The sequence below is a fragment of the Dyadobacter sp. CY351 genome (genome assembly GCF_021502625.1).
In the GTDB taxonomy this organism is placed as follows: domain Bacteria; phylum Bacteroidota; class Bacteroidia; order Cytophagales; family Spirosomataceae; genus Dyadobacter; species Dyadobacter chenhuakuii.
The window spans coordinates 178,675-205,011 of the sequence record NZ_JAKFFU010000002.1; the positions used below are offsets into that span (position 1 = coordinate 178,675).

Annotated in this window: 20 protein-coding genes; 13 read left to right on the plus strand and 7 right to left on the minus strand. The window is 47.0% G+C overall.

The features are described from left to right. Positions 1–11: 11 nt before the first annotated feature. Positions 12–1,466: a Gfo/Idh/MocA family protein gene (locus tag L0660_RS02850; protein ID WP_235157759.1), complete on the plus strand. Its 1,455-nt coding sequence runs from the start codon at positions 12–14 to the stop codon at positions 1,464–1,466. 49 nt (positions 1,467–1,515) lie between these two features. Here the strand turns inward: L0660_RS02850 and L0660_RS02855 are convergent, their stop codons facing one another. After that, positions 1,516–2,286 (minus strand): pyridoxine 5'-phosphate synthase, encoded by a 771-nt coding sequence (locus tag L0660_RS02855; RefSeq protein WP_235157762.1) that lies wholly within the window; start codon positions 2,284–2,286, stop codon positions 1,516–1,518. Between the two features lie 303 nt (positions 2,287–2,589). Here L0660_RS02855 and L0660_RS02860 point away from each other — a divergent pair, with 303 nt between their 5' ends. The 6 genes from L0660_RS02860 to nadB all read left to right on the plus strand — a co-directional run bounded on the left by L0660_RS02860 (position 2,590) and on the right by nadB (position 9,112). After that, positions 2,590–3,039, plus strand: coding sequence for a GatB/YqeY domain-containing protein (locus L0660_RS02860; RefSeq protein WP_082213687.1), 450 nt, complete (start codon positions 2,590–2,592; stop codon positions 3,037–3,039). Next, positions 3,036–3,599 carry a CvpA family protein gene (locus tag L0660_RS02865; RefSeq protein WP_233795464.1) on the plus strand — a complete coding sequence of 188 codons (564 nt, stop codon included), beginning with the start codon at positions 3,036–3,038 and terminating at the stop codon, positions 3,597–3,599. The genes L0660_RS02860 and L0660_RS02865 overlap by 4 nt, the downstream gene beginning before the upstream one ends. Before the next feature lie 130 nt (positions 3,600–3,729). Then, a complete protein-coding gene (rlmN, locus tag L0660_RS02870; protein WP_235157773.1) occupies positions 3,730–4,782 on the plus strand; it encodes a 23S rRNA (adenine(2503)-C(2))-methyltransferase RlmN in 1,053 nt (350 codons plus the stop codon). A gap of 104 nt (positions 4,783–4,886) precedes the next feature. Continuing rightward, a complete protein-coding gene (locus L0660_RS02875; protein ID WP_233795466.1) occupies positions 4,887–6,308 on the plus strand; it encodes an inorganic phosphate transporter in 1,422 nt (473 codons plus the stop codon). 156 nt (positions 6,309–6,464) lie between these two features. After that, positions 6,465–7,460 carry a quinolinate synthase NadA gene (nadA, locus tag L0660_RS02880; RefSeq protein WP_235157775.1) on the plus strand — a complete coding sequence of 332 codons (996 nt, stop codon included), beginning with the start codon at positions 6,465–6,467 and terminating at the stop codon, positions 7,458–7,460. A 74-nt stretch (positions 7,461–7,534) separates the two neighbouring features. After that, positions 7,535–9,112 (plus strand): L-aspartate oxidase, encoded by a 1,578-nt coding sequence (gene nadB / locus L0660_RS02885; protein WP_235157777.1) that lies wholly within the window; start codon positions 7,535–7,537, stop codon positions 9,110–9,112. 52 nt (positions 9,113–9,164) lie between these two features. Here nadB and L0660_RS02890 read toward each other — a convergent pair whose 3' ends face one another. Beyond that, positions 9,165–10,514 carry a vanadium-dependent haloperoxidase gene (locus L0660_RS02890; protein ID WP_235157785.1) on the minus strand — a complete coding sequence of 450 codons (1,350 nt, stop codon included), beginning with the start codon at positions 10,512–10,514 and terminating at the stop codon, positions 9,165–9,167. 485 nt (positions 10,515–10,999) lie between these two features. Between L0660_RS02890 and L0660_RS02895 the strand changes: the two genes are divergently transcribed. The 4 genes from L0660_RS02895 (at position 11,000) to L0660_RS02910 (ending at position 20,902) form a co-directional block, all read left to right on the plus strand. Further along, entirely contained in the window at positions 11,000–14,236 is a 3,237-nt protein-coding gene (locus L0660_RS02895) for a TonB-dependent receptor (RefSeq protein WP_233795470.1), read from the plus strand. An 11-nt stretch (positions 14,237–14,247) separates the two neighbouring features. Next, positions 14,248–16,131 carry a RagB/SusD family nutrient uptake outer membrane protein gene (locus L0660_RS02900; protein WP_235157794.1) on the plus strand — a complete coding sequence of 628 codons (1,884 nt, stop codon included), beginning with the start codon at positions 14,248–14,250 and terminating at the stop codon, positions 16,129–16,131. Between the two features lie 96 nt (positions 16,132–16,227). Beyond that, positions 16,228–19,614: a VCBS repeat-containing protein gene (locus L0660_RS02905; protein WP_235157796.1), complete on the plus strand. Its 3,387-nt coding sequence runs from the start codon at positions 16,228–16,230 to the stop codon at positions 19,612–19,614. Beyond that, the gene (locus L0660_RS02910; protein ID WP_235157798.1) at positions 19,598–20,902 is read left to right on the plus strand and encodes a vanadium-dependent haloperoxidase; all 1,305 of its coding nucleotides are present in this window, start codon (positions 19,598–19,600) and stop codon (positions 20,900–20,902) included. Before L0660_RS02905 ends, L0660_RS02910 begins: the two co-directional genes overlap by 17 nt. 4 nt (positions 20,903–20,906) lie before the next feature. On the opposite strand, the gene L0660_RS02915 is transcribed toward L0660_RS02910, so the two are convergent. Next, positions 20,907–21,665 (minus strand): patatin-like phospholipase family protein, encoded by a 759-nt coding sequence (locus L0660_RS02915; RefSeq protein WP_235157800.1) that lies wholly within the window; start codon positions 21,663–21,665, stop codon positions 20,907–20,909. A 4-nt stretch (positions 21,666–21,669) separates the two neighbouring features. Next, positions 21,670–22,515: an MBL fold metallo-hydrolase gene (locus tag L0660_RS02920; protein ID WP_235157803.1), complete on the minus strand. Its 846-nt coding sequence runs from the start codon at positions 22,513–22,515 to the stop codon at positions 21,670–21,672. 217 nt (positions 22,516–22,732) lie between these two features. Here L0660_RS02920 and L0660_RS02925 point away from each other — a divergent pair, with 217 nt between their 5' ends. Next, positions 22,733–23,881, plus strand: coding sequence for an FAD-dependent oxidoreductase (locus L0660_RS02925; protein WP_233795476.1), 1,149 nt, complete (start codon positions 22,733–22,735; stop codon positions 23,879–23,881). Position 23,882: 1 nt separating this feature from the next. On the opposite strand, the gene L0660_RS02930 is transcribed toward L0660_RS02925, so the two are convergent. After that, entirely contained in the window at positions 23,883–24,110 is a 228-nt protein-coding gene (locus L0660_RS02930) for a hypothetical protein (RefSeq protein ID WP_310589620.1), read from the minus strand. A gap of 34 nt (positions 24,111–24,144) precedes the next feature. On the opposite strand from L0660_RS02930, the gene L0660_RS02935 reads away from it, so the two are divergent. Then, complete coding sequence (locus tag L0660_RS02935; RefSeq protein WP_235157807.1) at positions 24,145–25,164, plus strand: low specificity L-threonine aldolase; 1,020 nt, start codon at positions 24,145–24,147, stop codon at positions 25,162–25,164. Here the strand turns inward: L0660_RS02935 and L0660_RS02940 are convergent. After that, entirely contained in the window at positions 25,161–25,562 is a 402-nt protein-coding gene (locus L0660_RS02940) for a DUF1398 family protein (RefSeq protein WP_233795479.1), read from the minus strand. The genes L0660_RS02935 and L0660_RS02940 overlap by 4 nt on opposite strands. A 70-nt stretch (positions 25,563–25,632) precedes the next feature. Then, entirely contained in the window at positions 25,633–26,325 is a 693-nt protein-coding gene (locus L0660_RS02945) for a DUF421 domain-containing protein (protein WP_235157810.1), read from the minus strand. Positions 26,326–26,337 lie beyond the last annotated feature (12 nt).

The window sequence follows — 26,337 nt, forward strand, 5'->3', positions numbered from 1 at the left end:
CATGACGTGTTATGGAACAGCAAAATGAGTCCGGGAAAAATGAGATCAGGCGCAGGGATTTCTTAAAAGCCGGCGCGCTGACCGCCGGGACTTTCATGATTGTTCCAAGGCATGTTTTAGGCAGAGGCTTTATCCCGCCCAGCGATAAGCTGAACATTGCGGCAGTGGGCTGCGGTGGAAAAGCGGATGTTAATATCAGGCTGGCTTATAATAATGGTGCGGAAAACATTGTCGCGTTATGCGACGTCGATGACCGTCAGTCGGAGAAATACCGCAAGCAATTTCCGAATGCACCTTATTATAAGGATTACCGGAAAATGTTTGAAAAGGAAGCCAAAAACATGGATGCCGTGATCGTTACCACGCCCGATCACATGCATTGCCCGATTGCGATGGCCGCAATGGAGCTTGGAAAACATGTGTATGTGGAAAAACCCCTGACCAAGGACATTTGGGAAGCGCGTAACCTCACCATTGCCGCAAAAAAATATAAAGTGGTAACCCAAATGGGCAACCAGGGAAGCAGCAGCGATGGGACCCGGCAAACAGAAGCATTGGTCCAGTCCGGCATTATCGGGGACGTGCATAAAATTGAAGTCTGGACAGACCGGCCCGTGTGGCCGCAAGGCGTGCAATCACCCAAAGATAAAGGAGAGTCACAACCCATTCCGCAAGGTGTGGACTGGGATCTGTGGCTGGGCACCGCTCCGAAACGCGATTACCACGAAGCCTATATGCCATTCAGATGGCGCGGTTACTGGGATTTTGGCACGGGCGCATTGGGCGACATGGGCTGCCATTTCATCGACGTGCCGTTCCGGGCATTGAAACTGGGCTACCCCACATCGGTGGAATGCAGCGTAGGATCCGTGTATGCCGACTTTTTTAAGCAGGCATTTTTCGATGACGTAGCCCCGCCATCGGCTTCCATCCACATGAAATTTGCTTCCAAAACGCCGGGTAAGGACATTAATTTCTCCTGGTACGACGGCGGAATGCGCCCGCAGCTGCCCGAAGGCTGTGACTACAAAACCGTTTTCGGAAGTGTTGACGGCGGCATGCTCTTCACCGGCACCAAGGGAATCCTGAGCGCCGAAATGTTCGGTAACAATCCACGCTTATGGCCTGAAAAGAAATTTGAAACAGTAAGACCGAACATTAAACCCCGTGCATTAGTCCCGGGCGGATCGGAAGGGCATCAGCAGCAATTTGTACAAGCTTGCAAAAAGGGCCACGGCACATACACCAGTTCCGCATTCGAGGAATCCGGACCATTAACCGAAATCGTCTTAATGGGAAACCTGGCCGTACGTTCCTACCTCCACCGCGAACCCAAAGCAGACGGAAAAGGCGGCTCCAACTTCCCAGGAAGGCAGAAGCTGATCTGGGATGGTGCTAATATGAAGATAACGAATTTTGATGTGGCTAACCGGTTTGTGAAGAGGGAGTATAGGACGGGGTGGTAGCACTTCGGCGTTGGGGTCCTCCACTTCGGCTCCGCTCAGTGTGACAGACTTATTGCCTGTCACACTGAGCGGAGCCGAAGTGGAGGACCGCTACGCTACACAACACCTCCAACGCCCCGACATACAGATGGATCGTAATTTCCAAAACCAAATACAATGCATCCGAAATCAAAGCGTGCCCTATGGAAACTTCATCCATCCAGGGAATGCTTTGTTTCAAAAAGTGAAGGTTATCAAGACTGAGATCATGTCCTGCATTCAATCCTAATCCAACCTCCCTTGCTTTTTCAGCAGCCAAAACGAATGGTAACACCGCTTTTTGGCGGTTTTCGAAATACTGTGCGGCATAGGGCTCTGTGTAAAGCTCCACACGGTCGGCGCCGCAGATTTTTGCGCCTTCGACCATTCTTTCGTCCGGATCTACAAAAACCGAAACACGGATTCCAGCGGATTTGAATGTCTGGATCAGATCAGTCAGCTCGCTTCTGTTGGTAACCGTATCCCAGCCTGCATTGGAAGTGATGGCATGCAATGCATCCGGCACCAATGTTACCTGGTCTGGTTTGTTCGCCAGCACCAGCTCCACGAATTTTTTTTCAGAAGGATTTCCCTCGATGTTAAATTCCGTAGTCACAACTTCCTTCAGGTCATAAACATCCTGGTAACGAATATGACGTTCGTCGGGGCGGGGATGGACCGTAATGCCTTGTGCCCCAAACCGCTCACAATCCAGCGCCACTTTAAGCACATTGGGATTATCGCCCCCGCGTGAATTACGCAGGGTTGCTATCTTGTTGATGTTAACGCTTAGACGTGTCATAGGCAATGAGTGAATGAGTGAATGAGTGAATGAGCGGGCGCCGTTGCGCTGAATGACTGAATGATTGAATGATTGAATGATTGAATGTGTGTGAATGATTGAATGAGTGGTTACGTGGAATAGGACAATTTATAAGCTTTCCTTTAACTTTGCAGCCCCATTGGCCGATTTTAATTCAACCTTTGATATTCAAATTTAAAAATACATTCAGTCATTCAGCGCAACGGCGCCCGCTCATTCAATCATTCAAAATTAGAAATCATTCAGTCATTCACTCATTCACTCATTCAAAATTATAATACCATGTCACTAAAAACGCAAGTTGAATCAGGCATTAAGGATGCCATGCGGGCGAAAGATCAGGATACATTGCGGGCTTTGCGCGCGATTAAGTCACTTATCCTTCTGGAAGAAACAAAAGGCGGCGCTACGGGTGAACTCACTGCTGATGACGAACTTAAACTGCTCACCAAGGCAGCAAAACAACGTCGCGAATCGGCCGATATTTACAAAACCCAAAACCGTCCTGACCTTCTGGAAAAGGAAGAAGCAGAGCTGGCGATTATCGAGCAATTCCTTCCGAAACAGCTTACAGAAGATGAGGTTAAGGCCAAATTGCAGGACATTATCGCCCGGGTAGGAGCGTCGTCACCTGCGGATATGGGTAAAGTGATGGGCGTGGCAACCAAAGAATTGGCTGGACAGGCAGACGGACGTGTGGTTTCTACTTTGGTAAAGAGCTTGTTAGCATGAAATTATTGGATGTTCTCATCCTCCTTCCCCTCCTTTGGGGGGCATTGCATGGTTATCGCAAAGGACTTTTAATTGAAATTATCGGCATTGCCGGACTTGTGATAGCCATGGTATTGGGTTTCAAATTTTTAGGGCTGGGAATGGAAATTCTCACACCTTATTTCAGTGATAGTGTGGCCAAGAAAATCCTTCCTTATGTTGGGTTTTCGGCCATTTTCTTTCCTACTATTTTTCTTTTAAACCAATTTGGCTATTCTATCCGCAGATCGCTCCGCTTTTCCATGCTGGGAACATTTGATAGCCTCGCGGGCGGCATGGTGGGCGTGCTGACCTGGGTTTTCGGGATCAGCGTTTTCTTTTGGCTTGTAAATGCGATTGGCGTAAAAATCCCTGCGCACAGGACGGACGATACTTATCTTTATCCAATTGTGGTGCCCGTTGCGCCAAACCTCATTACAAAAGCACTCACCTGGATGCCGTCTGGAACCGAGCTGATTAAAGAATGGAAGCGGGAATATCTGGATGATGAAAAGGAGGAAGTTTCGCAGGAGGATCTGTGATTTGTACAAAAATCACCATGATTTGAACTTTCAAAATTCAGCAAAGGTTACGTTCCCTGATTGAGTTTCAGTAACTTTGCGAATCAAATCGTCCGGATGCTTCACGCACCGGGCTAATAGAAAGAAAATAATGATTGAAATTAATAAGCGGCAGGATATCCGGAAAATGGACGTTGAACAGCTTAAAAGCTGGCTGGCCACGCATGGAGAGAAGGGTTTTCGCGCCAAACAGATTTTTGAATGGATCTGGAAAAAATCGGCACATTCATTTGATGAAATGACCAATTTGTCGCTCGCAACACGCCAGTTGCTCAACGAGCACTTCCTGATCCACTCACTCGACATCGCCAAGCAGCAGCAAAGCAATGACGGGACTATAAAATCTGCATTCAAACTGTTTGACGGCAACCTGGTTGAAGGCGTTCTGATTCCTGCGGCCGACCGCATGACGGCTTGCGTAAGCAGCCAGGTGGGTTGTTCATTAACCTGCAAGTTCTGCGCAACAGGTTATATGGACCGCAAACGCAACCTGGAAGCAGGAGAAATTTACGATCAGGTTGTAGCGATCGCAAGACAGGCGGAAGGAAGTTTCAAGGCACCATTGACCAACATTGTATACATGGGCATGGGCGAACCTTTGCTTAATTATGCCAATGTGCTGGAATCCATCGCACACATTACTTCTCCCGAAGGCCTCAATATGTCGCCCCGGCGCATTACGGTTTCCACAGCTGGCATCGCCAAGATGATCAAAAAGCTTGGGGATGATGAGGTTAAGTTCAGACTGGCATTGTCATTGCATGCTGCCAATGACGAGAAGAGAAATCAGATAATGCCTATCAATGAGTCCAATTCACTGGATAACCTGGCGGAGGCTTTGAACTACTTTTATAAGAAAACAGGTAACCGCATTACATTCGAATACATTGTTTTTAACAACTTCAATGACACTTTGCAGGACGCGAAGGAATTGTGGGAGTTTACAAAACGTGTTCCGGCGCGGGTGAACATTATAGAGTACAATCCGATTGCTGAGGCCGATTTTAAGAACACCGAAGCAGACAGACTGGACAAATTTGCCGCATATCTCGAAGACAGGGGCGTTTCTGTGCATGTTCGCAGGAGTCGCGGCAAGGACATTGATGCAGCTTGCGGCCAGTTGGCCAATAAAGAAGCAGCATAATCTCCGATACTTATTCTGAAACCTGAATTAACAATTTGGTAATATTGCAACGGTAAGGAATAAGTAGTTTTGTCTCCTATTAAATAAACCTATATTCTTCTTTTATGTTTGGTCTTGAAACCGACATTTTTATCCTCCTCGCTCTCAGTATTTTAGCGGCTTGTGCATTCGAGTTTGTAAATGGTTTCCACGATACAGCCAACGCAGTTGCGACAGTTATTTATACCAATTCATTAAAACCCAATGTGGCCGTAATCTGGTCAGGTTTTATGAATTTTTGCGGTGTGTTCCTGGGCGGGATTGCCGTTGCGATGGGGATTGTCAACCTGCTTCCCGTTGAATTATTGATTGATCAGAATGTCTACCATAGCGCCGCTATGGTTTTTTCATTGCTGATCAGCGCCATTATCTGGAACCTTGGAACCTGGTATTTTGGTCTTCCGAGTTCAAGCTCACATACATTGATCGGCTCCATTCTGGGTGTTGGTCTGGCATTTACATTCATGCCTGAAAATTCAGAAGGCGCCGGTGTGAACTGGACCAAAGCACAGGAGCTTTTCACTTCATTGCTTACATCGCCGATCTTCGGTTTTGCGCTGGCGATCATCATTATGTTCATTTTGCGCAGAATGCTTTCCAAGCCGCTTCGCGAAATTGTTTTTAGTGAACCAAAGAAAAATCAGCCGCCTCCGCTCTGGATACGTGCTATTTTAATCACAACCTGTACTTTGGTAAGCTTTTTTCACGGATCAAATGACGGACAAAAAGGTGTGGGCCTTGTTATGCTGATCCTGATCGGCATTGTTCCTGCACATTTTGCACTTGACAACAGCATTGATCCGGCCGGCATGAAGGCGGATTTAGCCGGCATTGAACGTGCAGTTAGCACTATTGATTCATCCAGACTCTCTGTTTCTGACCGTCACCATCTTTTCACCATCCAGTCGGAAATTGATACACTCAATGCGCAGATCCAGAAGCCGCTGGTAGATCACAAGCTGCCTTTGGAAGACCGGATGAATGCCCGTCGCTCATTGCTGCTGATCAGCCGTAACCTGAAAACGATTCTGGATAACGGCCATGCTAACCTGAATACGGACGATAAGGCATTCCTTAAAATGCAGTCGGGAAGCGAAGGCGGGATCAGAAGATATACAGATTATGCGCCGGATTGGGTGATCTTGATGATTTCACTTTCTCTGGGACTCGGCACAATGGTGGGCTGGAAACGGATTGTGGTTACTATCGGTGAAAAGATCGGTAAGCAACATTTAACCTACGCACAGGGGGCGTCTGCCGAACTAGTGGCAGCCAGCACCATCGGCGTTTCTTCATATTTAGGACTTCCTGTAAGCACCACGCACGTGCTTTCTTCCGGGATTGCAGGTTCCATGGTGGCGAGTAAGGGCGTTAAGAACTTGCAGGGCGGCACGATCCGGAATATCGTGATCGCATGGGTGCTGACATTGCCTGTTACCATGCTGTTATCTGGAACACTTTACGTTTTCTTCCGCTGGATATTATAATAGCAGACATCAAACAAACCTTTAAAAAGGCCGCTGGAAACATTTCCGGCGGCCTTTCATTTTTATACCAATGCACTTTCTTTGCTTTTCATTGGTTTATTAGTGTAAATTCGGGTTGGATTTTTATGATCAACTAAAAGCCAATTATTCACCATAATGACAACTATTGAAGAGCAGGTCAACCGTTACGGTTATGTTACCGAGGCTGTTGCTGATGATATTGATTTAATTGCTGAAATCAATCGATTGAAAAAAGAAAAGAATGCCGTGATCCTGGCGCACTATTATGTAGACGCCGAAATCCAGGATCTTGCAGACTATATCGGTGATAGTCTGGGCCTTTCGCAGCAAGCCGCGGCCACAGAAGCTGATATGATCGTATTCTGCGGTGTGCATTTCATGGGTGAAACGGCAAAGGTTTTAAGTCCGAGTAAAAAAGTTGTCATTCCCGATCTGAATGCAGGCTGCTCCCTGGCGGATTCTGCTCCGGCTGATAAGTTCGCTGCATTCAAGGCACAATATCCTGATCATATTGTGATCAGTTACATCAACTGTTCGGCTGAAATCAAAGCCTTGACGGACATTGTCTGCACCTCTTCAAACGCATTGCAGATTGTTAACAGTTTGCCGCCTGATCAGAAAATTATTTTTGCTCCCGACGCTAATCTGGGAAGATACGTGGCGCAAAAAACGGGCCGTGAAATGGTTCTTTGGGATGGCGCCTGCATCGTTCACATTGATATTTCAAGAGAAAAATTAAAACAACTCCGGGAGGAACATCCGGATGCATTGCTTATTGCGCATCCCGAATGCAAGGAAGACATCTTAATGCAAGCCGATTTTGTGAGCTCAACTACCGGCTTGTTGACTTTTGTAAAGGCATCACCGCATCAGAAATTCATCGTTGCGACAGAAGCGGGAATTTTGCATAAAATGAAACAATCGGTTCCGGACAAGAAATTGATCCCGGCTCCCGGCTCAGACAATAACACCTGCGCCTGCTCCGAATGTCCTTATATGAAAATGAACACATTAGAGAAAGTGTACAATGCCCTTTTGTATGAACAACCGGAGATTTTTGTTCCGGAAGATATCCGGCTGAAAGCATACAAATCCGTTGCCCGGATGCTGGAATTAAGCAGAGGAATTTAGAACAGCTTCCGGCAGTCAGCGCTTAACCGACTGCCGAAAGCCGGACACATTGCCCAAACATTAACCTGAAACAAATGCCCCAATTCGATTTCCTGATTATCGGTTCCGGGATTGCCGGATTAAGTTATGCAGCCAAGCTGGCGAGACATTTTGACGAATTACAACAGGAAATTTCCATTGCGGTCATTACCAAAGTCCAGGCAGATGAAACCAACACCAAATACGCGCAAGGCGGAATTGCGGTGGTTTGGGCCGAATCGGATTCGTTCGAAAAGCACATTCAGGACACCATGGATGCGGGCGATGAGGTTAACAAGCGTAACATTGTCGAAATTGTAGTGCGGGAAGCGCCCCAGCGCATACAGGAACTGATCGATTACGGAACACGATTTGACAGGGAAAAGGGCGGGGAATACGATTTGGCCAAAGAAGGCGGACATTCGGACCACCGGATCCTGCATTTCAAAGACATTACCGGCGCGGAGATCGAGCGCGCGTTACTAGAAGAGGTAAACAGGCACAAGAGCATTCAGGTTTTTACACATTACTATGCCGTAGAGCTCATTACGCAGCATCATTTGGGTGAAACCGTTTATCGTTACCGGGAAGATATCCAGTGTTACGGCGCTTACGTGCTGAACCGCCAGACCGGCGAAGTGGAGAAATTTGTGGCTAAAACAACCATGTTAGCCACCGGAGGAATCGGCAACATTTATCAAAGCACAACCAATCCTACCATTGCAACCGGCGACGGCATTGCCATGGCTTATCGCGCCAAAGGCCTGTGCGACAATATGGAGTTTATCCAGTTTCATCCCACCAGTTTTTATCAGCTAGGGCAAAAACCCTCATTTCTGATATCGGAAGCGGTGAGAGGATTTGGAGGGATTTTAAAACGCGCGGATGGCAGTACTTTCATGGAGCTTTACGACGACCGGCTTTCGCTCGCCCCGCGCGACATTGTAGCCAGGGCCATCGACTCCGAAATGAAAAAGAATGGTGTAGATCATGTGTATCTGGATGTGCGCCACCTGGATTATGAGAAATTTTTGGAGCATTTCCCCAACATTACCGAATACTGCCTTAAATCCGGCATTGACGTCAGAAAAGACATGATTCCGGTTGTTCCTGCGCAGCATTATATGTGCGGAGGGATTAAGGTTAATGAATGGGGCAAAACCAACATCAACTTCCTTTACGCAGTGGGAGAATGTTCCTGCACAGGTCTGCATGGTTCCAATCGCCTGGCTTCCAACTCATTGCTTGAAGCTGTTGTGTTCGGGCACAGGGCTTATGAAAGTACGGTAGACAGTTTTAATGATGCAGTCACGCCCGACAACATTCCGGAATGGGACGATACGGGCACCACGCATCCCGAAGAACAGGTTTTGGTGACAGAAATGACGCGGGAATTGAATAGCATTATGTCCAATTATGTTGGCATTGTGCGCACAAACCGTCGTATGAAACGGGCCTATGACCGCCTGGAATTGCTTCACGAAGAGCACGAACAGCTTTACCGGGAGTCCAAAGTTTCCGTAGCCATTTGCGAGCTACGGAACATGATTTCGGTTTCCTATCTGATCATTAAAATGGCAATGGCGCGACGCGAGAACATCGGGCTGCATTACAATTCAGATCATGTGAAATAAGATTAGCTTCGGCTGATCCGGGAAATCGTTTTTTTGACTGGATCAGCTTGCATTATTTCGCAGCGATTTCGTGCCGGCCTTTTTTGGTAACGGCACGTTTCCAGACATTTTCACCTACCTTCTGACCCAGATAAGTTCCTTGCTCGACACCGTCGCGGTAATGTATCCCGCCGTAGACCCGGCTTATGGAGGCATCCCAATACGCCTCTTCAAAGGATTTAAATGATTTGATACCATGGCCGTATTTCTTTTCGGTCGTATCGGTGAAGGCCACATTGTCGCCAATCAGATGCGTGAGTACAGTTCCGCAGGCGGCTGAAATAGCGCTGTGGCCGCTCACATATTCCGGGAATGCAGGGGTTTCCAAAAATGGCCGCCAGTTAGGGTCCCAGTTGTTGTTGATCACAGTTTCCGGGCGGATCCGAACTGTCCGGTATTTCTCATCCCAGCAAGCCGAAAATGCATCGAAAAGGGATAATGCTCCTAATGTATAAGCTTCGGTCGAACGCATCAGATCGAGTTTCTTGTCTGTGGCTACGGTCCTGATAATTGCCAGCCAATGTCCGGCCGGAGTCATTTTTTTGTTTGCAAACATGGCATGGCCTACCACATTGGTTACAAACGCATTATCATCCCAAAAGTAAGCCGTTGCCTTCTGTTCCTCGGTAATTGTTTTGCCTATATTGTAAACTTCCATCGCCAGTTCCATGAACTTGCTTTTCTTGTCAAGATCATATTTGGCTGGCGGCGGACACCGGAACTGCGTCACGGAATCCAATGCAAAAGTCCTAACGGTGTTCCACATAGGCTCGCAGGCATCCGCATATGCAGGCGGCGTAGGCACCCAGGTTCCGGGCGCATTTGTCACCGTATAGCGATAACCGCGAATCTCTTTGTAATGATCTTTTGCAGAATAGGCGAGCACATGCTTGGCAACAGAGTCACCGTATGCAGTGGAGCGTTCAAAAACATCGTCCGGAATGCCCATATCGCGATATTTTTGAAAAAGATCCTTCTCATAATCGTCCCACATATTCCCGGAAAACGTAAGCGTGCGGCCCACCGTTGCAAATGCCTTTATACTGGCAAGCGGATAGCAATACGCAAGGGAAGAATCTGGTTTTTGAGGTGATGTAAATTTGACGAGTTGTCCGCCAAGTGACTGATATTCAGGATATGCTGGCACGAGTGCCTCGTAGGCAGCAAGGAAAGAATAACTGTAAATACGGCTGGCAACCGGCGGTTTGAAAATGTCATGGATGATCACATCCGTCAGGTGCGTCGCTGTTTCATGGAATATTTTCGGGTCAGCTGCTTTGGCATTGTATTCGTCCGGTGACACATTTTTGGTGCAGCCGAATGCAAACGACATACATATCAGGGAGAGTAAACGGAATTTCATTATGTAAACAATGGTAACAAATACAAGAATACTATAAGGCGAAGTTAGTAAACATCCGTCACATTTTGGACGCAAAATATGTAACTTTTGGTATACAATTCTATAATTATTCGAATTTGAAGTGGATAAAATTGTTATTTTCATAGAATGCATATGTTAAAAGACAGAATGTTTTCTTTTGTAAAATATTTAATATCTTTTTGTACAAACGAACGAGCAAAACAAAAATCCAGCGGCTTATCCAATGCGCTTTCCCAGGATCACGCGTCGAATTGTGTACAAAATACACGCTGGATAAAACTGACTGATAACTTCTCTAACTCACCCAAACAATCATCGCTAACCTATGTAAATACTTTCCGATCTGAATCTTATTACTTCTAATGTCCGGTTTCTTCATGTAAGCCGGTGGCTGTCTCTACGTTCCGTGCTTATACGGTTAAGCAACTTTTTTTAATTCCACTATTTAATCAAAATTTCAATCTATGAGAATTTCTACTGGATGGACATCTCGTGCTGCATCGCGATGTGTTTTTTCTCTTTTACTGGCTCTGATCGCAGTAGTAGGGGCTTACGCCCAGAATGTGGTGAAGGGAACAGTCAAAGATGATCAAGGAGTGGCCTTGCCGGGCGTGAGCGTGGTGGTGAAAGGGACCACAGCCGGAACGGTCACTGACAATGAGGGCGTTTACTCTGTGGCAGCCGACAAGCAAGGCACATTGGTCTTCTCTTTCATCGGCTATCTGACACAGGAATTACCGGTCGGCAGCAAATCAAATATCGATGTCAAACTTGTTTCTGACACCAAAGCATTAACCGAGGTTGTGGTTGTAGGTTATGGTACTGCCAAAAAAGCAACCCTAACCGGTTCTGTAACAGCAGTAAAGGGAGCTGAGCTTGAAAAAGCGCCTGCCGCAAACTTATCCAACACACTGGGCGGTCGTCTGCCTGGTATTTCGGCTGTACAAGCAAGCGGTGAGCCTGGAAATGATGGTTCTGCCATCCGTATCCGCGGTACAAACTCGCTGGGTAACAGCAATGCACTCATCGTTGTGGACGGCGTTCCTAACCGGAGTGGTGGTTTGGACCGTATCAACCCTGCGGACATTGAAAGCATTTCGGTTCTGAAAGATGCTGCGGCTGCGATTTACGGTTCACGTGCGGGTAACGGGGTAATCCTGATTACCACCAAACGTGGAAAAACAGGCAAGCCGCAGTTATCCTATGACATGAACTTCGGTGCTTCACAGCCAACAAGAACACCTGAAATGGCTAACGCTTCTGAATACGCTACGATCCGTAACGAATTGCAGATCTATGATAACCTCCAGGTAGGAGAGTGGGGAAACGCTTTGACAGGCTTTAACACGACGGGTTCTTATAAAAGACAAGACAACGGAAACGTCATCAATGCGGTTTTTAACCCGGATGACATGAAGAAGTTTAATGACGGAAGCGATCCTTTGCTTCATCCCAACACAGACTGGTACGGCTCGGTAATCCGCAAATGGGCACCGCAGCAGCGTCACAATCTGCAATTGACAGGTGGTAGCGAGAACATTAAATATCTGGCTTCTTTGGGTTATATCAATCAGGAAGGTTACTACAAAAACACGGCGACCGCTTACAAGCAGTATGATATGCGTATCAATTTGGATACAAAAATCAACAAATACATTTCTGCAAACGTGGGCCTTACATTGCGTGAAGAAGATCGTAACTATCCAAGCGGTGGTAACGATGCAGGTCCGATCTTCCGGATGCTGATGCGCGGTAAGCCAACTGAAATCGCGATCTGGCCTAATGGAAAAGCAGGTCCTGACATTGAAAATGGTCAAAACCCAGCGGTTATCACAACCAACACAACTGGTTACGAGCGCGACAGAAGAGATTATATCCAAACAAACGGAGGTCTTGAAATACTGATTCCAGGTGTACCAGGGTTGAAAATCAACACCATGGCAGCATTGGATAAGCAAATCCGCCGTCAGAAAAACTTCGAAACGCCCTGGACATTGTATTTCTGGGATAAGAAAACCTATGAAGCGGATGGCACTTCACCATTGCTTACAGGAACAGTTCGTTCTACTTTCAAAGATCCGCGTTTGACAGAAGGCTCCTACCAAGAATTGTCTATCCAGCTGACAGGCCAGATGTCTTACGAGAAATCAATCGGCTCGCATAACTTCAATGTAATGGCGGGTGTGCAGCGCGAAAAAGTGGATGCTGATGGTTTCTTTGCATTCCGTCGCTACTACATTTCGCCGGTTGTGGATCAGCTGTTTGCTGGTGGAACGCCTGAGCAGAACATTGGAAACTCAGGGACAAACAATGGCGACTTGTTCTCACGTGCCCGTTTGAGCTATTTTGGTCGTGCAGGTTACAACTTCAAGGAAAAGTATCTTGCTGAATTCCTTTGGCGCGTAGATGGATCTTATGTATTTCCAAAAGAAGGCCGTTTCGGTTTCTTCCCGGGAGTTTCTGCGGGTTGGAGAGTTTCGGAAGAAAGTTTCTGGAAAAACAGCATTTCGCAAGTTGTTGATAACGTAAAGCTGCGTGCATCGTGGGGACAAATGGGTGCTGAGCCTTATTTCCTTGGAACAGAAACGCTTGCTGAATATCAGTATCTGTCCACAATGGGCTTTGGTAGCTACATTATCAATGATCAGGTGGCTAAATCTCTGCTGGAAGCACGTGTTGCCAACAGGAACTTCACCTGGGAGGTTGCCAATAACTCTAACTTCGGGATTGAAGGAACATTGCTGAACGACAAGCTTGCATTTGAATTTGATTACTTCGTAAACAACCGTTCTAACATTCTGATCCCGAAAGCGGGTTCAACGCCTTCTTCTGCGGGTATCGATGGAAAGCTTCCTCCTCAAAACCTTGGAAAACTGCAAAACAAAGGATGGGAGTTCAAGTTGAGCTACGACGGCAATTCGGGTGACGATTTCAGATATTCTGTAAGTGTGAATGGTGGTTATGCCAAAAACAGGATCAAATACTGGGATGAAACACCGGGCGCACCTTCATATCAGCGTTCGACCGGAATGCCTTATAACTCATTCCTTGTGTATCAGTTCGACGGAGTATTTAAAGATCAGGGTGAGATCGATGGAAACAAGCTGGACTACACGCCGATCACGGGCAACCTGAGACCTGGTGACATGAAGTTCAAAGACGTGAATGGAGATGGGAAAATCAGTGCTGACGACCGTTTGAGAACTGAGAAAGTACAGCGTCCATATTTCACAGGTGGTGCGTCAATCAACCTTGGCTACAAAGCATTCGATCTTTCTGTATTGATGCAGGGAACATTGGGAGGTTTGCAGATCGTAGGTCTTACGGAATCAGGAGACATTGGTAACTATCTGAAATACGATTACGATCACCGCTGGACAATTGACAACCCAACAAGTGAGTATCCACGTTTGACGAACCGTAACAACCGGTATTATACCAACACAGGGCAAGCTGGTATCAACAACTACTTCCTGAAAAGCAATAATTACCTGCGTGTGAAGAACGTTGAGATCGGATACAACCTGCCATCAGAATTGGGAAGCAAAATCGGTCTGAGCAAATTCCGCATCTACGTAAACGGATTGAACTTGTTCACTTTTGACAAGATCAAGGTTTGGGATCCTGAATCCACTACCAACAGCGGCCAGTACTATCCACAGGCAAGAATTATCAATGCCGGTCTACGTGTAGCATTTTAAAGACAACGAATATGAAATTGAAATATAAAAGTATAATCTTAATTGCGTTGCTTACGGCGACTGGATTATCGTCTTGCGACACTGAGTTTCTGGATGTAACGCCTCCTACTGAAATCCAGGCCGACGAAGTCTGGAAGGATGGTGCGCTTGCAGAAGGTTTTGTAACGGGCATTTACGCGGGACTTCAACAAGGCGGATTTAGCGAGCAAATGCTTGCTTCGCTGACAGATGAAGCCGTGTTCACCCACACAGGCCGGAACATTAACACCGTGAACGAAGGCAGTTTGAGCCCGTCCAACCTAGGCTGGGTGGACGACACTTATGGCTGGGGACCCATGTATACACGTATCCGGGCTGCTAACCTTGCAATTGCCAACCTGCAAACTTCAACATTTACGGATGAGACGCTGAAGGCGCGCTTAAAAGGAGAGGCTTATTTTCTGAGAGCATATTACTATCAGCAATTGGCGCGCTACTATGGTGCTGTGCCGTTGATCAAGAAAGTATATGCGCTGAACGAAGATTACAGCGTTCCCCGCAACACCTGGGACGAATGCATCCAGGCTATTGTAAGTGACTGTGACAGTGCAGCACTGCTTTTGGATGGCAAAACCCTTGTAAAAGGCCGCGCTTCTAAAATTGCTGCTCAGGCGTTGAAATCCCGCGTGTTGTTGTACGCTGCAAGTGATCTGCACGACATTCCAACGGCAAAGGCAAAGTCAGCTGTGATTGCTGCTTATCCGAACCCTGAATTTTTGGGATATATTTCCGGCGACCGTAAGGCGCGCTGGACGGCTGCACAAGCTGCTGCAAAAGCTGTTGTTGATGCAGGTGCAGGGAATGCTTACAAGCTGAACCTGACTGCTCCCGTGTCGGCTGCGGCAGGAAAGCTGAACTACATTTCTATCGCAATGGCGGGTGCAAGTGCGGATAAAACGCTCGATCCTTCTGCTGCGAGTGAAATCCTTTTCGGCCGTTATTTCACACCAAGTTTGGGTGAAGGCGCGCGTCAGACAGGCTTGAACAACGGACCGAACGGTTACCACAACTGGGCTGGAAACACGCCGATCGGAACATTGGTGGATGACTACGAACTGATGGACGGAACGGCATTTAAATGGACCAATCCAGCGCATGCTGCGGCTCCTTACAACAACCGTGACCCCCGTTTCTACGCTACTGTAATGTATGATGGCGCAGGCTGGAAACCACGCCCTTCTGATGCAAAGGATCCTGCAAACCAGATCCAGACCGGTGCTTACGACCTTCTGGACGACAAAGGCGCATTAATCAACCGCAAAGGATTGGATACCCGCAGCAGCTCTATCGAAGACTGGAACGGAAGCCGCACGGGTTACTACATGCGCAAGTTTATAGATCCAAACCCTGCATTGTACGACAACACCGATCGTCAGAACATTCCATGGCCATTCATCCGTATTACGGAGTCCGTTTTCAATTACATTGAAGCGAGCATTGAATTGGGTCAGGATGCAGAAGCACTGGCTTGGTTGAACAAGATCCGTTTCCGTGCCGGTATGCCTGCACTGAAAGTGTCAGGTGCTGCGCTGAAAGAGGCTTACCGTCACGAAAGAAGAATTGAAATGGCTTATGAAGAGCAACGTTACCATGATGCACGCCGCTGGATGATCGCCAAAGAAACATTAGGCCGTCCATTGGAATACATCAACGTGCTCGGCAAATTCAAACCAGGCAAATCGATGAAGGAGCCTTATCATTACGATACAGATGTATATACTTACACTTATACGCCGATTGTCGAGAAATCGCATGAAAACCGTACATGGGCTGATAAAATGTACTTCCGTCCGTTCAGTCGTGATGAGATCAACAGAAATGCAAAACTGGTGCAGAATCCGGGATATGATAAATAGTTAGTCCTCGCTTTATTAGTAAATTTGTGGAACTATGTCTTCGTTATGAAGGCATAGTTTCTTTTTTCTATACAGTTCAACCTTCGTGGTCCTATTATGAAGCGAATAAAATCCTGGACCCCAGGAATGATGTTGCTGGCAATGAGTCTTGGTTTTGTGGGATGTGATAAATCCGCAGATTCCGATAAGCCCAAAGATGGCACAAGCCAGAAACCTTTGTTTACCCTCTTACCTGCCGAAAAAACAAAAATCGATTTTGCCAATACATTAACAGAAGGACTGAATACCAATGTGTTGATGTACGAATATTTTTATAATGGTGGCGGAGTGGCAGCAGGCGACCTCAATGGTGACGGGCTTGACGACATTTACTTCACCGGCAACATGGTGCCCAATAAGCTTTATCTTAACAAAGGCCGGATGGTTTTTGAAGATATTACTGCACTCGCGGGCGTAGGAGGCAGGGAGCGTCCGTGGAAAACGGGCGTTACCATGGCGGATGTGAACGGTGATGGCAAGCTGGATATTTACATTTGTTATTCAGGGAACGTCTCGCCGGAAAGTCTTAAAGGACAGCTTTTTATAAATACAGGAAATGATGCAAACGGCATTCCGCAGTTTGAAGAATCGGCTGAAAAATATGGTTTGGGTGCGCCTAGTAACAGCACCCAAGCCGCCTTTTTCGATTTTGACAAAGATGGTGATATGGATTTGTTCTTATTAAATCACAATCCCAAATCACTTCCGATCCTGGATGAAGCCAGCACAGCCGATTTACTTAAAAAGGACGATCCGGTTACAGGTGTGCGGTTTTTCAGGAATGACCCCAAAGCAGACGGAACACCTTACTTTACAGACATTACCAAGAAAACAGGCATACAAAGTTCGCCCCTTACTTACGGCCTGGGCATTGGAGTAGCCGATGTAAATCAGGACGGATGGCAGGATATGTATATTTCGAACGACTATTCGGTTCCTGATTTTTTATATATCAACAACAAAAACGGCACATTTACCGACGTGCTGAATGCATCCATCGGCCACACGTCCCATTCCTCCATGGGCAATGACATTGCAGACTTCAATAATGATGGTTTACCCGACATTTTTACGCTCGATATGTTGCCTGAGGACAACCGCAGACAGAAGTTACTAGCTGGTCTGGATAATTATGAGTTGTTTGATTTCAATGTCAAGATGGGTTTTAATCACCAGTATATGCGCAATATGCTGCAACTCAACCAGGGGCAGGGTGGAAAAAGCAAACTGCCTGTTTTCTCGGAAGTAGGGCAATTATCCGGGGTTTCCAACACCGACTGGAGCTGGGCATCGCTGTTTGCGGATTACGATAATGATGGCTGGAAAGACATTTTTATAACTAACGGTAACCTTCGTGATTTTACGAATATGGACTTTGTTAAGTTCATGGGCGATCATTTGAAGCGTATCGAAGGCCAGGTGAAGCGTGAGGATGTGCTCAATATGGTGTATCAAATGCCGTCCTCCAACATGAAGAATTATCTTTTCCAAAACAAAAAAGACCTGACATTCACCAATGTTGCCGACAACTGGGGATTACGAGAAATTTCAAACAGCGCTGGCGCAGCTTATGCCGATCTGGACAATGACGGCGACCTGGACCTGATCGTCAACAACATTAACAAGCCCGCCTTCATCTATCAGAATGATGGTGATAAGCTTTTGAAAAACAACTATTTGAAGATCAAACTGGAAGGTGAGAAGGCCAATAAGCTGGGCATAGGAGCGAAGGTGACCATTTATAGCAAAGGCCAAAAACAATATCTCGAACAAATGCCCACACGCGGTTACCAGTCGAGCGTTTCGCCGGTTCTGCATTTTGGTTTGGGCAAAGAAAGCATTGATTCCCTGCAAATTGTATGGCTTAGCGGCAAGCGCGAAAGCGTGCTTAAACCTAAGGTGAATGCGCTTTTGACATTGAATGAAACAAATGCAAAAATGGCCAAACCCAATGCGGAATCTGCCAGCCCGCTCTACAATGTTGTTCAGTCACCGATCGCATATAGTGGAAAGGCCAGTAATACGAATGATTTTAAACGACAGCCGTTGCTGATTAACCCGATTTCTTTTTCGGGCCCTTGCCTGGTCAAAGGCGATGTAAATGGTGACGGTTTGGAGGATATTTACGCAGGCGGAGGTTCGGGGGACGCCGGAAAGCTCTATTTACAGCAAAAAGGTGGTTCTTTTACCAGTAAACCAGTGGCGGCTTTTGAATCCGACGAACAAAGTGACGACACGGATGCGGCGTTCTTCGACGCGAATGGCGATGGTTTTCAGGATTTGTTCGTTTGCAGCGGAGGTTATGCCGCCTTCATGCCCGAAGATCCGTTGCTGCAAAGCCGTTTATATTTAAATGATGGCAAAGGTAACTTTACCAAAAGCGCAGGCGCATTGCCCAAAATGATCACCAGCACAAGCTGTGTGCGCGTTGCAGATATTAATGGTGACGGGAAACCCGATCTTTTCGTGGGCGGTCGCGTGATCCCGGGCCGTTATCCCGAAACACCAAAAAGTTACGTGCTGATCAATGACGGCTCAGGCAAATTTTCCGACAAGACAGCCAGCGTGTCTGCCGAACTGGCAAACATTGGTTTGGTGACGGATGCGGTTTGGACAGATATGAATGCTGATAAAAAACCAGATCTGATCGTGGTAGGCGAATGGATGCCGGTAACGGTTTATATCAATGTCAATGGTAAACTGGAAAACAAAACGACCAGTTATTTTGATAAACAATACAGCGGCTGGTGGAACAAAATATTGCTCACCGACTTAAATGGCGATGGTAAGGAAGACCTGGTAATCGGAAATTTAGGCCTGAACAGCCAATGTAAAGCTAGTGACGACGAACCCGTTGAAATGATTTACAAAGATTTTGACGACAACGGTTCCGTAGATCCGATCATGAGTTTTTACATTCAGGGCAAAAGCTATCCCTATGTAACGCGTGACGAAATGCTGGACCAAATGAGCATTATGCGAACGCGTTTTCAGGACTACAAAGGCTACGCTGATGCAACAACGAAAGAAATATTTACAGCGGACGAACTTGCGGGAGCAAAGGAATTGAAAGCCAATTACCTGAAAACCGCCTATTTCGAACAAGGCAGGAATGGCAAGTTCACCGAAAAGCAGCTGCCCTTCCAATCCCAGATTTCTCCCGTGTACACCATTACGGCTGTTGATTTTGACAAAGACGGGAACAAGGATTTGCTCCTTTGCGGCAATGTGAGCAAGGCTAGGCTGCGGTTTGGTAAGTATGACGCGAATTTCGGTGTTTTGTTAAAAGGAAATGGCAAAGGCCAGTTTGCTTACATTAAACAAGATAAGTCCGGCTTCAATTTAAAAGGAGATGTAAGAAGCGTGCTGCCGATAGGTGACAAGCTGTTGTTTGGAATAAATCAACAAGAAATTAAAGCATATCAAATTGGCAAAGTTAATTAAGGGCTGGCTGATCATTGTCATCATCTGCTTTTTTGCAAGCTGCAAGAAGGATGCGCCGGCCAACATCAGTCCGGATGAGATCGGAAATATGACCTTGCAAATGACGGACGTCATGATCCATGATGTGACCAATCCGCCGCTTAGCGCCCGGTTTTTCGCATATGCGTGCCTGGCAGGATACGAAGTCGTTTCGCAAAATGACACCGCTTACAAAAGCATGCATGGCGTTTTGAACGATTACCCGAAAATGGAAAAGCCTGCGGTAGCCGCGTTTTCTTACCAGCTCAGTGCCATGCTGGCGATGCTCGAAACAGCGAAGAAAATGCAGCCTTCCGGTTCACTTTTGCAGACATATCAAGCCGGGCTGCTCGATTCGTGCAGGAATGAAGGGGTTAGTGAAGAAATGATCGCCGGCTCGCAGGAGTATGCAGTGGCTATCAGCAAGCAGATTTTGAAATATGCCAAAGCAGACAAGTACAATCTGATCAGCAATTTTCCCCGATACGAACCAAGCCAAACGCCGGGAGCCTGGTATCCGACGCCTCCGGGCTACTTTCCGCCGGTGGAGCCTTATTTTGAGACCGTAAGGCCATTTACGCTCGATTCTGCCGCACAGTTCCGTCCCCAGCCGCCCGTTGCGTTTTCGGAGGACAAGAATTCTGCTTTTTTCAAACTGATGAAGCTTAATTACGACGATAAAAAGGAGCCTGAGCACAGGGTTATGGCAGCGTTTTGGGATTGTAACCCATTTGCCTTGGAGAATAAGGGACATTTGCTGGTAGGGATGAAGAAAATTTCGCCCGGGGCGCACTGGATGGGGATTACCAACATTGCCTGCAAACAAGCAAAGGCCGATTTTTCCAAGACAATGCTGGTAAACACTTCCGTCGCCATTGCATTAATGGATGGCTTTATGACCTGCTGGGAAGAAAAATTCCGCAGCAACCGCATACGCCCCGAAACAGCCATCCGAAAATACATCGATCCAACCTGGACACCATTTTTACAAACACCACCTTTCCCGGAATATCTCAGCGGCCATTCCGTCATCTCATCCGCCTCGGCCATTGTGTTAACCCATTATTTCGGCAACCAATTTGAATACACCGACACGGTCGAAGAACGTTTCGGCCTGAAAGCCCGCAAATTCCCCTCATTCATAGCAGCCGCCGAAGAATCCGGCATGTCACGCTTCTACGGAGGAATCCACTTCATGGACGCCATAGAAAACGGACAAAAGCAAGGCGTTCAGGTGGGTGAATGGGTTGTTAGGAAGCTTGGAGATTAGATTTTTATTCAATTTCAAGCTCGGTTTCTTCTAATAACCGCTTCGTATAACCATAACCCACATCAAACAACTGCCCGGCTTTTCGGAAGTCGAAAATGCTGAACTTACTTAGTTCCGGGGGTTCGATGAGGAGGTTGCATTTTCTGAAGCGTTCCTTGGTCTTGCTGTGCATGGCCAGGATAAGGCTGCGGTAGACAAGCTCTGTGGTTTTTTTAAGCGGCTTGTCCAGCGTAAATGGGTTGCAGTGTATGCCGATGATGAAGTCGGCTTCTTCCATAATGGGCTCGACTGGGAGGTTGTTCAGCACGCCACCGTCCACCAGTTCGCGGCCTTGAAAGCGGATAGGGCTGAACAGGCCCGGGATGCAGCATGAAGCTAGCACCGGAATGGCTAGTTCGCCGTTTCGGAACTGCAATTCTTCTCCGGAAACAATGTCGGTTGCTGTTACAACAAGCGGGATTTTCAGGGATTCGAATGTGTTTTCGGGAATGTATTTGCGAAGTACTGCTTCCAGCTTGTTCATATGCAAAAGCCCGTTCGCGCCGAAGCCGAAGCGGATATAGGGGTAAAAGCTGGTCTGGATGATCATTTCAATGATCTCGTCGGGCGTGTAACCGTGCGCCAGCATAGCACCAATAAACGCGCCGGAGCTTGTCCCGCTGATCACGTCGGGCCTAATTCCATGCTCCATTAATGCTTTTATTGCACCAATGTGTGCAATACCACGTGCTCCGCCACCGGACAAAACCAAACCGACTTTCATAACATTAGCTGATAAATGTGCTCAATGCACCGCGCTCACGAATCGCAATTCCTTTTTCTGTCTGCTCCACTACGGCTGCTTCAAAAACGGGATCGTGCTCAAATAATATGATGTGCTTTTCTGCTGCTGCATTTTGCAGAACTTCCTGTTTTTCCTGCATCGTAACGAGTGGCCGCATGTCATAACTCATGATCCAGGCAAGCGGAATGTGGTAAGAAGATGGCAACAGATCCGCAGCGTAAATGATCTTTTGGTCCTTGTATTGAATCACTGGCAGCATCATTTGCTCGGTGTGACCATCCACGTGGATAAATGCAATGTTGGAAAAAGGGGATTGGTCTTTCTCAATAAATTTCAACTGACCGGATTCCTGCAAAGGAAGAATGTTCTCTTTTAAAAACGAAGCTTTCTCGCGCGGATTAGGGTCGACAGCCCATTCCCAATGTGCTTCATTGGACCAGTAAACGGCATTCGGAAATGTCGGAAGCAATTGCGACCCGTCGGGGTTGTATCGCAAGGCACCGCCTACATGATCGAAATGCAAATGCGTCAGGACAACATCTGTAATGTCAGTAACGTCGTAGCCGCAGTTTTTGATGGAGCCAATAAGGCTGGCGTCTCCGTGCAGGTCGTAATGTCCGAAAAACTTTTGATCTTGTTTGTTCCCGAGTCCGGTATCGATCAAAATCAGTTTTCCACCGTCTTCAATGAGCAGGCAGCGCATGGCCCAGGTGCAAAGATTTTTTTCATCAGCCGGATTATGCCTGTTCCAAAGCGATTTGGGCACCACGCCGAACATTGCGCCGCCGTCCAGTTTGAAGAAGCCAGTGTCTATAATGTGAATGTTCATATCGGAAAGTTACCTAAATCGAACACACTTCAAAATTTTCAGCGCCTTAATCCGCGCTCGATATGGAATGTTGCGTATGACAATGGTGCGTTATAATTGTATTAATCTGTAATAGCTGCAATAATGTTTGGGTTAAAGTAAATGGTTCAATAGAATATTTGTAAAAACTAATGTTCCTCGCTATTTTTCAAGTGTATCACCTTCTATTCCATCCTTAATGAACCGCAGAAATTTTTTCGAGAAAGCTATTCCCGCCAGTTTTGCATTAGGCACCATTTCCTCATCCTGTGCACCCAAAACCCAGCTATATTACCCGGACAAGCATTTCCACATTGGCCGCGGTTATCATCAGATTCCAAAATTACGGCTTTCAATGGATCGCATTGTGAAGGAAACGGTTGGTCTGCGGCCATTCAGGGCGTCGGGGCCGCGATTGGACGTGGAGCAATTGGGCAGTAAAACCATTGTCCATAACTACGGGCATGGCGGCAGCGGCTGGTCACTTTCGTGGGGAACAGGGAACATTGCGCGGAATAATGTGCTCGCAACCAACGAAAAGAAAGTGGCCGTAATAGGCTGCGGAACAGTGGGCATTGCAACGGCGCGTCTCTTGCAGGAAAGCGGTTGCGAAGTAACCATTTATACGAAGGACGTTCCCCCAAACATTACCAGTAACCTGGCAACCGGAACATGGTCGCCTGCTTCGCGGGTTTGCGATGTAAAGGTGGCTAAGCCCGAGTTCAAGGCGGTTTGGGAAGAGGCAACACGCTTTTCGTTCCGCCGGTTTCAGTTCTTTCTGGGATTGAATGACATTGCTTGCTGGGCAGAAGAATATGGGGTTTTTAAACAAATGCCCGTCTACACACCCGGCGCCGGCGGAGAGGATTTTGAAATACACGGTCTGATCCCTGAACGCGTAAAGCTCGAAGCAAAAGAACATCCGTTCAAAGCGGACCACGTTACCAGACGGACGAATTTAATGTTTAACATTCCGAGTTATCTACGGCATCAGCTGGAAGATTTTGTCATGTTCGGCGGCAAAGTCAAAATCCACGAGATCAAAAAACTGGAAGATATTGATGCATTACCCGAAAAAGTGGTGGTAAACTGCATGGGGCTCGGTGCAAAACCCGTATTCAATGATCAGGAATTGACGCCGGTTTCCGGCCAGCTTTCTTGTTTGATCCCGCAAAGTGACGTGAATTACAAGTTGTATACACAGGGTGCAAACTTCATTTCCCGGAAAGACGGCATTTACATTGGCAGCAATGGGATCGTCGGGAATTGGGATACGACGCCGAGTAAGGAACAAACCGAAAAAACAGTTGGGATATTAATGAAGCTGATGGAAGATATGAAAGGCTAAGCTATTGCGGCTTCGAAACGTCTTCTTTCAAATGATAGCGTCTCCGGATTTCGTTGACCAGGAATTTTTTTTGCGCGGTAAAACTTTCGGGATGCATGGTGATAAACAGCGCTTTCCATTCCGCATACCGGTCGGGGTCTACCGTGCTGAATGTTTGCGGATCAATTTTTTTTAACCTTAAATAAGCTTCAAACTCCATTATCCCGATTTTTTCGCAATATATGCGCATACTTTTGCATATTATTTAAAATCTGAGTCCGAATATGAAAATTGACCTGCGCAGCGATACAGTCACGAAGCCAACGAAGGAAATGCAGCAAGCCATGTGGGCGGCCGAAGTGGGTGACGATGTATTGGGCGATGATCCAACGGTGAATGCCTTGCAGGAAAAGGCAGCAAAGCTTTTTGGCATGGAAGAAGCACTTTTCTGTCCCTCCGGAACAATGACTAATCAGCTGGCGATCCGCGTGCATACGCAACCGGGCAGTGATGTGATCTGTGACAAATATTCGCATATTTACTTATACGAGGGCGGCGGTATCATGCTTAATGCGCTGTCGTCCGTGAAACTGCTGGACGGCGATCGTGGCAGGCTCACAGCACAGCAAGTTGCAGGAGCGATAAGCCCCGAGCACGACATTCATTCAACGGTAACCCGCCTCGTTTCACTGGAAAATACGATGAACAAGGGCGGCGGCTGTTATTATGATTTAGTCGAAATTGAAGCCATCAAGAGGGTTTGTCAGGATAAAAACATTCCCCTGCATCTGGACGGAGCACGGCTTTTCAATGCATTGGTTGAAACGGGTGAAAGCCCTTTGCAATATGGTCAGGTCTTTGACAGCATTAGTATTTGTCTTTCAAAAGGATTTGGTTGCCCGGTTGGATCGCTCCTTTTGGGGACACATGAAGTGATCAAAAAGGCAAGACGTTTCCGCAAAGTAATGGGCGGTGGCTGGCGTCAGGCAGGATTCCTGGCAGCGGCGGGGATTTATGCGCTGGATCATCATGTTGAAAGGCTCAAAGAAGATCACGCACGGGCCAGGGCTATCGGTGAAATGTTCCGGCATTTGCCCGAAGTGGAAGAGATTTTTCCTGTTGACACCAACATTGTCATTATCCGGCTCGGCGAAGGCATTTCAGAGATTGACTATGTAAATAAAATGGCGCAGCAGGGAATCCTGGCTGTGACTTTTGGGAAAAACCTCGTCCGCTTTGTTACCCACCTGGATTTCACGGACGATCATTTACACGAAATGAACAAGCGTATCAAATCCGTTTAAACTTCCGGAATCGCTTCTTCATACTCATATTCCGAATTGGGTCCCTGATAGATAACCTTCATTCCTGCCAGGTCAGCCACATATGTGTGTATGCCCGCAGCGCCTATTTCGCGCAGGAATGTGGGATAGTCGGTAACTCCCTCCTGATTGCGTTTGATGGCCGTTTTCACAGCTTCCAGCTCGAATGTTTCTGCACATTCAAACTCCGGAATGTCACCTTCAATCACCAGCTTATCACCAATAACGGATGTATAAGTACGTCTGTGGTTTCCTACCTTAATTTCATAATTGTCAACACCGATGGCTTTCAGGTTTTTGACGAAATAAGGGTAAGCCTGCCCGGCAGATCGCTCCTCGGCAGATTTTATTAAGTCGTCGGTCAATTCTACCATATGCATAATAGTATGCGTTTAAATTTTTTTGTTAAACATGATTAAATACCCGTGCCAGCTCACAGGGCTGTTTTTACTAACTTAATCTGGATGTCTTAATGGCAAAAACCCATTCTTCTCTTTCACATACCGGACAAACGGCTGCCCCTACGGTCAATTTTTCAACATTTCCACAAAACGCGCAGGCATGAAATCCATCTTTGAAGATCTTCTTGCTCTTCGCATTATAAAGGTCGGGCAGCAGCGGCAATCCGTATTTCACTTCATTATCAGGATAAAAGAAGACGCTGACTTCTCCCGAGGGTTCGAGATAAGCGCTGCAAACCTGTCCTAAATGCGAGATACTTTTCACGCGCAATTCCGAGAAAAATTCATCTTGTGCCAATGTTTCTTTCTTAAATGCGCTGATGGAAAACCGGCCTTCGTGGATCAGGCAAACCGTTTTGCCTTCAATCAGTTTTTCAAACCAAACACTTTTCCCTGTAAGCCAGGTTACAAACCTGTAAAGCAGGATAATGGTCGTAAATACAACAAGGGCAGGAATTACACCCACATCTTCATAAAACATCGGGTCTCCGGCTGCGGAACCCAACGCAATGATAATGACGGTTTCAAAGACCGAAAGCTGTCTTACGCCCCGCTTTCCGGTGACCCGAAGCGCGGTCAGGAGAATTACGAACATGATCGTTGAACGCACAACCACTTCTGCCAGGAACTTGTAAGGCAGGTCGTTCATCAGAAACCTTTCCAACTCAAAAATCTCTTTCATGCAATGCTGGTC